Source organism: Kribbella sp. NPDC104740, from assembly GCF_055583505.1.
The window spans coordinates 1-12025 of record NZ_JBVJNV010000012.1; the positions used below are offsets into that span (position 1 = coordinate 1).

10 protein-coding genes are annotated in these 12025 nt (G+C 69.0%); 6 read left to right on the forward strand and 4 right to left on the reverse strand.

The genetic code is table 11. The features are described 5' to 3' along the window. Both ACZ6Z4_RS37915 and ACZ6Z4_RS37920 read right to left on the reverse strand, forming a co-directional pair. On the reverse strand, window positions 1-878 hold an 878-nt coding region (locus ACZ6Z4_RS37915), incomplete at its 3' end, for a hypothetical protein (RefSeq protein ID WP_465577053.1). Further along, window positions 875-1231: a helix-turn-helix domain-containing protein gene (locus tag ACZ6Z4_RS37920; RefSeq protein WP_465577056.1), complete on the reverse strand. Its 357-nt coding sequence runs from the start codon at window positions 1229-1231 to the stop codon at window positions 875-877. The genes ACZ6Z4_RS37915 and ACZ6Z4_RS37920, both read right to left, overlap by 4 nt. A 427-nt stretch (window positions 1232-1658) precedes the next feature. Here ACZ6Z4_RS37920 and ACZ6Z4_RS37925 point away from each other — a divergent pair, with 427 nt between their 5' ends. The 6 genes from ACZ6Z4_RS37925 to ACZ6Z4_RS37950 are packed head-to-tail and all read left to right on the forward strand — an operon-like array spanning window position 1659 to window position 9204. Continuing rightward, entirely contained in the window at window positions 1659-2951 is a 1293-nt protein-coding gene (locus ACZ6Z4_RS37925) for an ABC transporter substrate-binding protein (RefSeq protein ID WP_465577059.1), read from the forward strand. Next, the gene (locus tag ACZ6Z4_RS37930) at window positions 2951-3880 is read left to right on the forward strand and encodes a carbohydrate ABC transporter permease (RefSeq protein ID WP_465577061.1); all 930 of its coding nucleotides are present in this window, start codon (window positions 2951-2953) and stop codon (window positions 3878-3880) included. The genes ACZ6Z4_RS37925 and ACZ6Z4_RS37930 overlap by 1 nt, the downstream gene beginning before the upstream one ends. After that, complete coding sequence (locus tag ACZ6Z4_RS37935; RefSeq protein ID WP_465577064.1) at window positions 3873-4688, forward strand: carbohydrate ABC transporter permease; 816 nt, start codon at window positions 3873-3875, stop codon at window positions 4686-4688. Before ACZ6Z4_RS37930 ends, ACZ6Z4_RS37935 begins: the two co-directional genes overlap by 8 nt. Before the next feature lie 13 nt (window positions 4689-4701). Beyond that, the gene (locus ACZ6Z4_RS37940) at window positions 4702-6075 is read left to right on the forward strand and encodes a hypothetical protein (protein ID WP_465577067.1); all 1374 of its coding nucleotides are present in this window, start codon (window positions 4702-4704) and stop codon (window positions 6073-6075) included. 10 nt (window positions 6076-6085) lie between these two features. Beyond that, complete coding sequence (locus ACZ6Z4_RS37945; RefSeq protein WP_465577071.1) at window positions 6086-6973, forward strand: MurR/RpiR family transcriptional regulator; 888 nt, start codon at window positions 6086-6088, stop codon at window positions 6971-6973. A 14-nt stretch (window positions 6974-6987) separates the two neighbouring features. Then, window positions 6988-9204: an FAD-dependent oxidoreductase gene (locus ACZ6Z4_RS37950; protein ID WP_465577076.1), complete on the forward strand. Its 2217-nt coding sequence runs from the start codon at window positions 6988-6990 to the stop codon at window positions 9202-9204. 32 nt (window positions 9205-9236) lie between these two features. Here the strand turns inward: ACZ6Z4_RS37950 and ACZ6Z4_RS37955 are convergent, their stop codons facing one another. Continuing rightward, on the reverse strand, window positions 9237-10568 hold the full coding sequence (locus ACZ6Z4_RS37955) for a hypothetical protein (protein ID WP_465577079.1): 1332 nt from the start codon (window positions 10566-10568) through the stop codon (window positions 9237-9239). A gap of 988 nt (window positions 10569-11556) precedes the next feature. Beyond that, the gene (locus tag ACZ6Z4_RS37960; RefSeq protein ID WP_465577082.1) at window positions 11557-12006 is read right to left on the reverse strand and encodes a hypothetical protein; all 450 of its coding nucleotides are present in this window, start codon (window positions 12004-12006) and stop codon (window positions 11557-11559) included. Between the last annotated feature and the right edge of the window lie 19 nt (window positions 12007-12025).

Sequence of the window (12025 nt, forward strand, 5' to 3'; positions counted from 1 at the left end):
CCTACGCTGATTCCCGAGAGGCTCACGGTTTCGGGCGTAATACCTGATGACAACACCCCCCCCCCCCCCCCCCCTCCTCCCCCCCCCCCCACCCCCCCCCCCCCCCCCCCCCCCCCCCTCGACACCACGACCCCGGCGATACTTGCCAGTGTTCCGAGCGCCTGCCAGTCCGGCGTCGCCCGAGACCGCACCACCCGCCCGTCGAGGAACAACCGGTTGCTCACCCACAACCACAACGCCCCGGCCAAGGCGCCGACCGGCAACGGCAACATCGTCCACGCCAACGAGTCGTGCCGAGGCGAGAAGCTGACCGCCCGTACGCCGTACGCCACCACCAGCGCGACCACCGCGGCGGGCACGGCGATCGCGAGCGCCGCGGCCCACGGTTTGTCGGCGACCGCGGTGGTGAAACCGCGGTGCCCGCGACAGAGCTCCTCGGCGTACGCATCCAGCGCGCCGGCACGGACCCGAGCCTCTCCGGTCCCGATCCACTGGATCCGGCCCGCGCAACGCTTGCCGCGACGCCCCGGCCGGAAGAGGAAGGTCAGGCTGCTCCCGTCGGCGTACACCGCCCGGCCCTCGACCGTCGAGAGGTCCGCCGGCCGCTGCACCCCGAGCAGGTCGTCCGCGGAGCAGATCGTCTGACCGCCGCCGTGCCAGCTGATCTCGACGCCGTGAAAGACACTCTCGCCGGGCGGTGCTGACTCGGGCAGCCAGGTTCCGTCCTCGAGGAAACGGAAGAGTTTGCTCAGCTCAGCGAGGCTGAAGCTCAGCGACGGGATGCAGGACTCTCCGGCCGGTGTCTCCGCGGGGAGCTCGCTGTCGTGCGGCGCGACCAGCCGACGAGGAGGCTGGGTCCTGGCGTCCTCCCACTTCATACCAGTGCACCGCCGCTCAGGACGCCGACCCGGCCGACGACCCACGCGCAGGCGGCAGGAGCCTGATGGCGGGCGTCGCGGGGGAGTGCGTCGATCGCTGTCCAGACCTCGTGCCAGGCGGAAACCTGGTGCTTGGGGACGCTGCACGCCGTCAGGAACGCACGCGTCAGCTCCCACGTCGGCAGCGTGCGGCCGGCCGCCGCCCGCACCAGGTTCGTGTGCGAGTAGTGGGCCCCGGGAGCGAGTTGCCGGTAGGTCAGTCCCGTAGCGGCGCGGAGCCTGCGCAGCCCAGCTGCGAAGGCCTTCAGGGGTGAGCCGTCGTCACAGACCAGTTCGGTTTCGACTCGAGGCATGACCTGCGGTGTTCCCTTCCGTCACGGAGCGTGTTCCCGGTGAGTAGCTGACAAGGGATGAAACTAATGCCACTCCGGCCTGTTCGAGCGCACTTTTTGGTGCAACTTCTGAGTGAATGCTGAACCGCTTTTCCGTGCTCTCCGCAATCGATCGGAAGCTGCCCGATCGCGCACCAGGGCAGGCCAAACCCATCCTTCGGGTCTGATCAAATATCCAGCCCTGGTGTCAACAACAACGGTGCTCCGCGGCGGCGGTTATGCGACTCGCCGGTTCTTTGCAGAGATCTGACGCGGTCGGGAATTGTCTCGGTGGCGACTACGCAAAGTAGTGAAATGGTGTCTGAAAAAGATTTGCATGAAGGGTTGGCAACTCGGGCTCACCTCGTTAATGTCTTGCAGCAATCCACGGTGAGGGGTTGGTGTGCGGATGCGGAACGAGATGTCCCGGCGTGGGTTTCTGGCCGGGGTGGGAGCGGTGGCCGCTGCGGCGGCGGGGTGTTCCTCGGGGAGCACGAGCAAGTCGAGCGTGCTGCAGGTGTGGGGTGGGGTGCCGGCGGCGTCCGGGCCGCAGAAGGTGGTCGACGCGTTCAGGGCGAAGTTCCCGCAGTACCAGGTGAACTACACGCGGTTCGTCAACGACGACCGCGGCAATCTGAAGCTCGACACCGCGTTGCAGGGTGGGCTGGACATCGACGTGTACTTCACGTACGCGCAGGCCAATCTCGCGCTCAGAGCAGGATCGGGGCTGGCGGCTGATCTGACCGATCGGGTCGCGGCCGATCCCGAGCTGAAGGTGTTCCTCGACACCGACCAGCCCCGCGCCTTCCTCGACAACGGGCGGATCAAGGCCCTCGCCACCGCCCGCGAGCCGTACTTCGTGCTGTTCAACGAGAAGCTCCGCGAGCAGGCCGGTGTCGAGCTTCCGCACGACTGGACCATCGACGACTACCGCGCGACCGCCAGGAAGCTGACCACTGACCGGACCTACGGCTGCTACACAATCCCGGACGTCCCGCGGATCAAGCTCGGCCCCAACTACTGGTACGACGGCGACCGCTCGAACTTCGGCGACCCGCACTTCGAGCAGGCGTTCGCGCTCGGCCGCGAGATGATCGCCGACGGCTCGGCCTTTCCCTGGCGCGAGGTGCTCGCCCGCCACCTCGACGCCTACCAGCAGAACTCGTTCCTCCAGCAGGAGTTCCACCTCTGGTCGACGGCGCCGTTCAACCTGCGCTACCTGTACGACGCGAAGAAGTACCCGCACGACTTCAAGGTCTCCTTCGCGCCGCCACCGACCGTGGACGGCGGCGACTGGAACGGCGGTTCGTACAACAACTTCGTGATGGTCAACCCGAAGTCCCCGAAGGCCGACGCGGCCTGGGAGTTCGTGAAGTTCTGGCTCACCGAGGGCTCCGGCCCGATGCTGGCCGGCGGCAAGCTGCCGACGCTCGGCAACGTCACCGACGACCAGGTCGTCGCCGGCGTCCTGGGCAAGGAGCCGGACAAGTACTTCGACGTCGACTCGTTCCGCCGGGTCGTGCTCGGCGCCGAGCCGAAGCTGGCCACCGACACCCGGCTGGCCGGGTTCCCCGAGATCAGCCTCGCGCACGGCCAGCAGCGCGACCTGTGCTGGCTGGGCGAGAAGGACTCCGGCCCGGCCATCCGCGACGTCCGCCGGCTGGCCGACGCCGCGATCGCCCGTACCGAGAGGAGCTCGTGATGGTCTCCGCCACCGTCACCGCGGCCCCGGCCGTCCGGACCGAGAAGCAGCCGGGGATCAGCCCGCGCGGCTGGATCGGTTTCCTGTTCATCGCCCCCAACCTGCTCGGCGTGGTCGCGTTCACGCTGATCCCGCTGGTCAGCGTGATCCTGCTCGCGTTCACCGACTGGAACCTGGTCTCAGGTTTCGGCGGGATCAGCTTCGCCGGCCTGGACAACTTCGTCGCGATCGCCAAGGACCCGGGCTTCTGGAACGCGGTCGGTCTCACCTTCGTGTACGTCGGCGTCAGCGTCCCGCTGACCGTCGTACTGGGTCTCGCGCTCGGGATCGCCCTGAACCGGCCGCTGCCCGGCCGTGCGGTCCTGCGCGCGATCTTCTTCCTGCCCTACATCGTGAACACGGTCGCGATCGGGATGACCTGGCTGATGCTGATGAACCCGAAGGCCGGCCTGGTCAACCAGGTGCTCGGGATCTTCGGCCTCGAGCCGGGCTGGTTCGCCTCGTCGCACTGGGCGCTGCCGGCGCTGATCGTGATGGCGGTCTGGGGCGGTGTCGGGTACTGCTCGCTGATCTACCTGTCCGCGCTGCAGGACGCACCGAAGCAGCTGTACGAGGCGGCCGACATCGACGGCGCCGGGGTCTGGGCGAAGTTCCGCACGATCACCTGGCCGTCGTTGCTGCCGACAACGATCTTCCTGCTGGTGACGCTGATCATCGGCGCCTCGCAGGGCTTCGGGCTGATCGCGCTGATCACCGCCGGTGGTCCGGGGGACGCTACGACGACGATCTCGTACTACATGTACCAGACGGGGTTCCAGTTCTACCGGTTCGGCTACGCCTCGGCGATCGGCCTGGTGACGTTCGCCGGCGTACTGGTCCTGACGCTGCTGACCTGGCGCGCCCAGCGAGGGAGGGCTCTGCATGAGTAAGAAATGGCTCTGGGGGATCCCGCTCTGGATCCTCGCGCTGGCCTTCCTGGCGCCGTTCGCCTGGATGCTGTCGACGGCGCTCAAACAAGACATCGACGCCTACAAGATCCCGATGCAGTGGATCCCCGACCCCTTCCAGTGGGACAACTTCAAGACCGTCCTGGTCGGCGAGACCTCGGTGCTGCCCGCGTTCGGCCGCTCCGTCTTCGTCGCCGTACTGCGGGTCGCGGGTGAGCTGCTGACCGCGACGATGGCCGGCTACGCCTTCGCCCGGATGACCTTCCGGGGTCGCGACAAGCTGTTCCTGCTCTACCTCGCGACCGCGATCATCCCCGCCCAGCTGCTGCTGGTCCCGCGCTTCATCTACTTCCAGAAGCTCGGCCTGTACGACACGCTGTGGGCGCTGATCCTGCCTGGGATGTTCACCGTGCTCGGCACCTTCCTGATGCGCCAGTTCTTCGTCGCGCAGCCGGCCGAGTTCGCCGAGGCGGCCCGGATGGACGGCGCGAACGAGTGGCAGATCTTCCGCCGGATCTACCTGCCGCTGGCCACGCCGGTGCTCAGCGCGCTCGGCATCCTCGCGTTCGTCTGGTCCTGGAACGACTACGAGACGCCGCTGGTGCTGATCAGCTCGCCGGAGCACTACACGCTGCCGCTCGGGCTGACGAACTTCGTCGATGAGCAGGGCTCGATCGCGCCCGGGCTGACGATGGCCGCCTCGGTGGTCTCGATCGTCCCGGTGCTGCTCGTCTTCGTGCTGCTGCAACGCCGCTTCATCGCCGCGATGACCCACACGGGCATCAAATGACAGGGAGTCTGCTGTGAACGTCTCAGGTGTCTTTCCGGAGCTCGCGCAGGTGGGGGACTTCGGCCCGCCGCGCAGCGAGCTCGGCGTCGGTTCGCTGATGCCGTGGAACGGGAAGCTCTACGTCCAGAACTACAACTCGCACAAGGCGGCCAGCGGGGGCGGGGTCAGCCTGCGCCGGATCGACCCGGACTTCTCGATGGAGATCGTCCCGGAGACGCTCGGCGTCGACGGCACCTACACGAACCGCTTCGTGCACTTCCCGACGTCGCAGCTGGTGCTCGGGCCGCACGTGATCGACCGCGAGCACAAGATCCGGACGATTCCCGAGCTCACGCCGTACCGGGTCTGCGGCACCTCGCGGCACCTGACCAAACCCGACACGCACGTGTACGTGCTGGCGATGGAGGGTGAGGTGTTCGAGCTCGACCTCACGACGTACGCGTGTGTGCAGGTCTTCGACCTCAACGACGAGCTCGGCACCGACGGCGAGATGAAGGTGCACTACAAGGACTGCTACACCAGCTTCGGCCGGTTCGTGGTCTGCTCGAACGAGTACGAGGAGGCCGACTGGGACGGGCGTCAGGCCCGCGGGCGACTGGCCGAGTACGACGGCCGCGAGTGGCGGATCCTGGCCCGCAAGCCGTTCACCGCGATCGGCGGCCGGCACGAGTTCGGCGGCACGATCTTCGCTTCCGGGTGGGACCAGGCCTCGGCGATCCTCGAGGTGTTCACCGAGGCGGACGGAAAGTGGACCCGCTACCGGCTGCCGAAGGCGTCGCACACCTTCGACCACAAGTGGCAGACCGAGTGGCCGCGGATCCGCGAGGTCGAGCACGAGCGGCTGCTGCTCGACCACCACGGCATGTTCTACGAGCTGTCGCCATGGGCGTACGGCGGCAGGATCTGGGGCGTCCGCCCGATCTCGACGCATCTGTGGGTGCTCGGCGATTTCTGCTCCTGGCGCGGGATGTTCGTCGCCGGCGCGGACAACGCGTCGCCGAGCCACGGGCTGAACCCGACGACCGCCGAGCCGCAGTCGGGGCTGTGGTTCGGCAAGACCGACGACCTGTGGGGGTTCGGGAAACCGTCCGGTTGGGGCGGGCCTTGGTGGGAGACGCCGGTGGTCGCCGGGGAGCCTTCGGATCCCTATCTGATGACGGGTTTCGACAACAAGTGTCTGCACGTGGAGAACCTGGGCTCTTCGGCCATGACCGTGACGCTGGAGATCGACTTCCACGGGCACGGGCGGTTCGGTGCCTCGACCGCGTTCACCGTCGAACCCGGATCGCTGCACACACACGTTTTCCCGCCGGGCTTCAGCGCGCACTGGGTACGTCTGGTGCCGGACACGGACGGGATCGCCAGCGCCCAGTTCGTCTATACGTGATGATCGCGGAATGGGAAACGACGTGGACAGAGCCGACACCCCCAGCCCGCTGCAGCTCGCGAAACGGGCGCTGCCCGACCTGAACGGCGCGATGCTGCGGGTCGCCGAGCAGATCCTGGCCCACCCCGACGACGTCGCGCGCGGGTCGATCACCAAGCTGGCCGAGGCCGCGCAGACCTCGGCCGCGACGGTGACGCGGCTGTCCACCCACCTCGGTTTCGCGGGCTACCCGGCGCTGCGGGCCGCGCTCGCGATGGAGGTCGGACGCGGTCTCGAGGCCGGCTGGGCCAGCGACATCGGGCTCGCGATCGGGCCGGCCGACCCGCCGGAACAGGTGCTGAACGTGCTGGCGTCGACCCAGGCCAACGCCCTGCGCAACGCGCTCGCCTCGATCGACCTGAACGCGGCGACGCGGGTCGCGGACGCGATCGCGGGCGCCCGGCGTACGCACATCTACGGCGAGTGGGGCGACGCGATCCCGGCCCGCGAGCTGTACATCCGGTTGCTGCGGATCGGCATCCCGGTCTGGTTCTTCGACGGCCCGCAGTCGGCGCAGATCGCCGGGGGACTGCTCGGCGCTTCTGACGTGGCGCTTGTCGTCACCCGCTCCGGGACCGATCCGACGACCCTGGACTTCGTCCGCCGCGCGGCCGCGCAGGACGCCTTGACCGTCGCGATCACCGGCGTCGCCGCGTCGCCGGTCGGCGAGCTGGCCGACGTCACCTTCGACACCGGTACGCCGGTCGGCGGCACCTGGACCGAGTTCTTCGCCGGGCGCGCCAGCGACACGTTGACCGCCGGGCTGCTGTTCGTCCTGGTCGCGCAGCGCGTCCCCGACCACCTCACCGCGAACCACCCGAACGGGCCGGGGCAGCCCGTCGTACATCCCGACACGTAGAAGGGTCTTCCTGCATGCAGCAGCTCGACGTCCGTACCGATCTGACCGTTGTCGGCGGAGGTCTCGCCGGCGTCTGTGCCGCGATCGGCGCCGCGCGGCAGGGCCTGAGCGTCGCGCTGGTGCAGAACCGCCCGGTGCTCGGCGGCAACTCCTCCAGCGAGGTCCGCGTCTGGGTCTGCGGCGCGACCGCGCACGGCGTACAGCACTTCGCTCGGGAGACCGGGATCATGGGGGAGCTGTTCGTGGAGAACCAGTACCGGAACCCGCAGGGGAATCCGTACTACTGGGATCTGGTGGTGCTCGAGGCTGTGCGGGCCGAGCCGAACATCGCGTTGTATCTGAACACCGACGTTCGTTCTGTTGCGGCCGGGGACGGCGAGATCCGGTCGGTGACCGGGTGGCAGATGGGGTCGGAGAAGGAGATCACCTTCCACAGCCCGGCGTACGCCGACTGCTCGGGCGACGGACTGATCGGTTTCCTGGCCGGCGCGGAGTTCCGGACGGGGCGCGAACCGCGGTCGGCGTACGGGGAATCGTGGGCGCCGGAGGTGCCGGACGACAACACACTCGGCAGCACGATCCTCTTCTACAGCAAGGACGCCGGGGAACCGGTCCGTTTCGTCCCGCCGTCGTTCGCCCGCGACATCACGGAGACGTCGATCCCGTCGCGCCGGGTGATCCGCACGGACGCGTACGGCTGCGCGTACTGGTGGATCGAGTGGGGCGGCGCCCTCGACGTCGTCGACGACAACGAGGCGATCCGCGACGAGCTGCAGGCCGCGGTGTACGGGATCTGGGACCACATCAAGAACTCGGGCCTGTACGACGCCGACAACCTCACGCTGGAGTGGATCGGCGCGGTCCCCGGTAAACGCGAGTATCGCCGCTTCGTGGGCGACCACGTGCTGACGCAGCACGACGTACTGGGGCAGGTTCTCTTCGAGGACCGGGTGGCTTTCGGCGGCTGGTCGATCGACCTGCATCCGCCCGGCGGCATGTACGCCACCGAACGCGGCTCGAAACACTGGCACCCCGACGGGAACTACCACATCCCGTTGCGTTCGCTCTACTCGCGCAACGTCCGCAACCTGTGGATGGCCGGCCGCAACATCTCCGCCAGCCACGTAGCCTTCGGCACCACCCGCGTGATGGCCACCTGCGCCGTCCTCGGCGAGGCGGCGGGCGTCGCGGCAGCCGTTGCCCTCAGCAACGGGCTCACCCCTCGCGAGCTGGCCACCGAACACTTCCCGCTTGTCCGCCAAGCCCTGCACCGAGCCGACGCCTCAGTCCTGGGCGTCCCCGACACCGACCCCGCGAACCTCGCACTCACGGCCACCGCCACCGCGTCCTCAACCCTGCGCGACCTCTCCGTGGAAGTCTCCAACGGCACCTGGTCCTTGGACGCCGACCTCGCCATGATCCTCCCCGTCGACCCTTCTTTCGACGGCCTGGAACTCCTCGTCGACGCCACCGAGCCCACCACCCTCACCGCAGAACTCCACGACCCGCTCAAACCCCAGAACTACCTCCCCCTGGCCCACCTCTCCACCTGCACCGTCACCGTCCCTGCCGGCGAGAAGCTCTGGATCCCTCTGCCGTTGTCCCACCACCCTTCGACTCCCTCGAACGTCGTTCTCGTCCTGAAATCCAACCCCGCTCTCTCCGTCCACACCGCCCCCACAGCCCTCCCCGGCACCCTCTGCTTCACCCACCGCACGCCGTCCCCCGACGAGCAGTACACCGACCAGTTCCGCCCCTGGAAACACGTCCTTCCCCGAGCCGGCCTCTGCTACCGCGTCCTCACCCCCACCAGCGCCTACGACCCCTCAAAAACCATCGGCGGCTACTCCCGCCCGTACGGCGGCCCCAACCTCTGGTCCTCCGAAGACCTCGCCTGGGACCCCACCCCAACCCTCACCCTCACCTGGCCGACCCCGGTCTCGTTCTCGGAGGTCGTGGTGATCCTCGACGACGACGTAGAGGAAGACCTCATCAACCTCCACCACCACCGCTCGCCCCACGAGGTCCTTCCGACCCTCCTCCGCGACTACACCCTCGAAGCTCTCACCCCCGAGGGCACGTGGACCGAGCTGGCCACAGTCACCTCCAACCGCCAACGCCTGCAGCGCCACGCGCTACCCGAGGGAGTGGAGACCACCGCCCTCCGCCTGACAGCCCAAGCCACCAACGGCTGCCCGAGAGCCCACGTGGTCTCAATCCGCGCGTACTGAGGAGGTGAGCTTCGCCGCGCAACGGCTGACGATCAGGCGCTGGCCTTGGCTTTGGGTTTGTCCGGTGTGGGTTTGGGGCGGCGAAGGAACGTCCGGGCCGCCACGTGGAGCTGGGCGGCGGCTGCGACGCCGGTATAGCGGTCAGTGCGGGACATGGCGGCGATCTCGCCGACGCGGTGGATCAGTGGGCGGACACGGAACTCGATCGGAATGTCGAGGACCGTGTTCAACGCCTCCAGAGCGCCATCGAGTTCGCCCAGCTCCAGGTGGGCCTTCACCTGCTGCAGGCGGACCATCCGCTCCGCCCCGGCGTTGCGCTTGGCGTCGGTTGCCCGCTCGAACAGCGTCGCGCTGTGGTCGGCCCAGCGAAGCGTCTCCCGGGCCTGCCCGAGCGCGAGGTGCGCATCCGACCAGAGCCCCTCCGCGCGGGCCGACGTACAGAGGAGGAAACCGGAGAGTTCCGGCCGATGCCCCGGTACGGACATCCGCTGCGCGTCGGCGAGCGCCGTACGGGCTTGCTCGGTCCGCCCGGCGCGAGCGAGGTCGACCGCCAGCGCGCTGGCCAGGAACAGCCGCGACGAGCCAACGGCGTACCGCAGCCCGGACTCGGCGTACTCGGCCGCACCGGTGAAGTCGTCCTGCCAGAACGCCGTCGTGTGCTGCGTCGCGCGGACCCACGCCCGCAGGTCGTTGTGGTCGGCGGCGTCGGCGCACGCCCATGCCGTCCGGGTATGGATCTCGGCAAGGTCCGGGCGCCCGAGATCGACCGACATCCAGCCGAGGATGGTCAGCGCCCAACCGGCCGCCGAGTAGAGATCACGGGTCTGCGCCGGCGACTGCCGCCCGCCGAGCAGCTCGAACGCGCGGTCGCGAATCGCCCGCGACCGCAGGAACAGCTCCTTGGTCGGAACCCGCAGGTACTGCCGCGAGACCCGCTCGATGTCCGAGTGCAGCTGCTCGACGGTCAGTTCCCCGACGTTCGACGTCTCCGCCATCGGCAGGATCGACACCGACTCGTCGGCCGTCCGCACCATCTCGGCCTCCAGCCCCACCATCGACGAGATGCTCGCCTCCAGCTCCCCCTGCCCCGGCCGCGTCCCCGGCGAGAACCCGAGCTCGTTGTCCGTAGCAACGTTCAGCACCTTCCGCAGCCCCGCCCGGTACGCCGCCCCCGGCCAGCGCACCACCCCGCGTTCCAGCTTCGCGATGTAGTGCCCGTCCAGCTCGTAGTCGATCCCCGTGGTCTCCCACAGCCACCCACAGACCGCGTTCGCCAGCTCCCCCCGAGACATGCACTCACCCGGCACCACCCGCGACGGAATCCGCTCCCGAGCGTCCCGCAACAATCCGTTCACCTCCGACATGCCGCAACTGTAGGAGCGCGACCACGCTCGGTGACCACCGTTTCGCCCCCTGTGGACGAACTGCCCCACGATGCCCCGAGATGCCCCGACGATCTGCCCTGGACTTCCCCACTCAGGCACTGACGGGGCGTGCAACCGCTGCTTCCCACGCTGCCCAGCAGCCTGCCCCGCTGGTCGCAGGGCAAGCAGCACACCACTCGAGTACCGCAGGGCAACAACTGATCTGCCCCGCAGCTACCACCGGCGGCCACGTGCTGCTACCGCTGCCCAGCCCAGCCCAGCCCAGCCCAGCCCAGCCCAGCCCAGCCCAGCCCAGCCCAGCCGGGCCCAGCCCAGTCCAGCAGGGCCCAGCCCAGCCAGCCGGGCCTAGCCCGCAGCCGCACGGCACTGTCTGCCGCGCACCTGCACCACTGGCCACACGCTGCTACCGCCCGCCAGGACAGCCACCGCTGGCGCTGACCGCCCCGCTCTGCGCCGAACGTCGCCTGCCCTACCGCTGCCGCAGGCCTCCGGGGAACACCAGCCGCACCAAGCTGCGCCAACCTGCCCCGACTTGCCCCACGCCGACCCCGGTTGAGATGCCCTCCGGGCAACTCCCGTGGGCATCCCCGTCGCGGCGCCTGCCGACAACTCCCGCGGGCGCCCCCGAGGGCAGCTCGTGCGGTGCGCCCGCGCCGGCATGCTGTGCCCAGTTGATCTGCCCCGACTTGCCCCGCGTCGCCCCCGGTTGCGGTGGGTCTGCGGGCCCCCGGTGGGCGCCTCCTGTCGCGACGCCCGCCCGCGGGCGCCCCTGCAGAGAACCCTTGCGGGCAGCTACTGCGGTGCGCCCGTACTGGCATGCTGTGTCCGGTTAATCTGCCCCGGCCTGCCCCGGCCTGCCCCGGCCTGCCCCGGCCTGCCCCGGCCTGCCCCGGCCTGCCCCGGCCTGCCCCGGCCTCCCGCGTCCCGAGCGGTGCTGGATCCCACGTGGACGAACCAGCGCAACCGATCAGCCCGCCGGCTCCTCCGGCGGCATCAAACTGTGCGCCGGATCCCCCGGCGTCCGCCGGTCGCGCTTCATCTCCGCCTCGCGGACGTGGCGTACGCCGCCGCAGAACTCGTCGCGGGCTTGAGCTTCGAAGTCGGTGAAGGTGGCGAAGTAGCCGGTTTCGTAGTCGTCGACGATCTGGAACGTCCAGCGGTCCTGGATGACGTTGCGGCCGAGTAGCTCTCGTTCGATGCGGTCGGCAAACTCTTCATGGCCGGCTTTGCGGAACAGGTCCACGACCTCGTCCAGTTCGTTGTCTGCTCGCCCGGTCAGTTCGTGGAAGCCGTACAGGTATCCACGAGCCCGGTTGACGGTTTCGAGGGCGTGCGTGAGGCGCCCGACAGCGAGCACCGTCTGGTCGTCGAGGCCCTCGATCCTTGGCCGCGGGGAGTCTTGCGCGTCGTCGCTCATGAGTGCCCTGTACCCGCCC

Bases quoted from the DNA above. Each gene is read 5' to 3' on its own strand.
- ACZ6Z4_RS37920 (WP_465577056.1), bottom strand. From the start codon at position 1,231: ATGCCTCGAGTCGAAACCGAACTGGTCTGTGACGACGGCTCACCCCTG.
- ACZ6Z4_RS37925 (WP_465577059.1), top strand. From the start codon at position 1,659: ATGCGGAACGAGATGTCCCGGCGTGGGTTTCTGGCCGGGGTGGGAGCG.
- ACZ6Z4_RS37930 (WP_465577061.1), top strand. From the start codon at position 2,951: ATGGTCTCCGCCACCGTCACCGCGGCCCCGGCCGTCCGGACCGAGAAG.
- ACZ6Z4_RS37935 (WP_465577064.1), top strand. From the start codon at position 3,873: ATGAGTAAGAAATGGCTCTGGGGGATCCCGCTCTGGATCCTCGCGCTG.
- ACZ6Z4_RS37945 (WP_465577071.1), top strand. From the start codon at position 6,086: ATGGGAAACGACGTGGACAGAGCCGACACCCCCAGCCCGCTGCAGCTC.
- ACZ6Z4_RS37950 (WP_465577076.1), top strand. From the start codon at position 6,988: ATGCAGCAGCTCGACGTCCGTACCGATCTGACCGTTGTCGGCGGAGGT.
- ACZ6Z4_RS37955 (WP_465577079.1), bottom strand. From the start codon at position 10,568: ATGTCGGAGGTGAACGGATTGTTGCGGGACGCTCGGGAGCGGATTCCG.
- ACZ6Z4_RS37960 (WP_465577082.1), bottom strand. From the start codon at position 12,006: ATGAGCGACGACGCGCAAGACTCCCCGCGGCCAAGGATCGAGGGCCTC.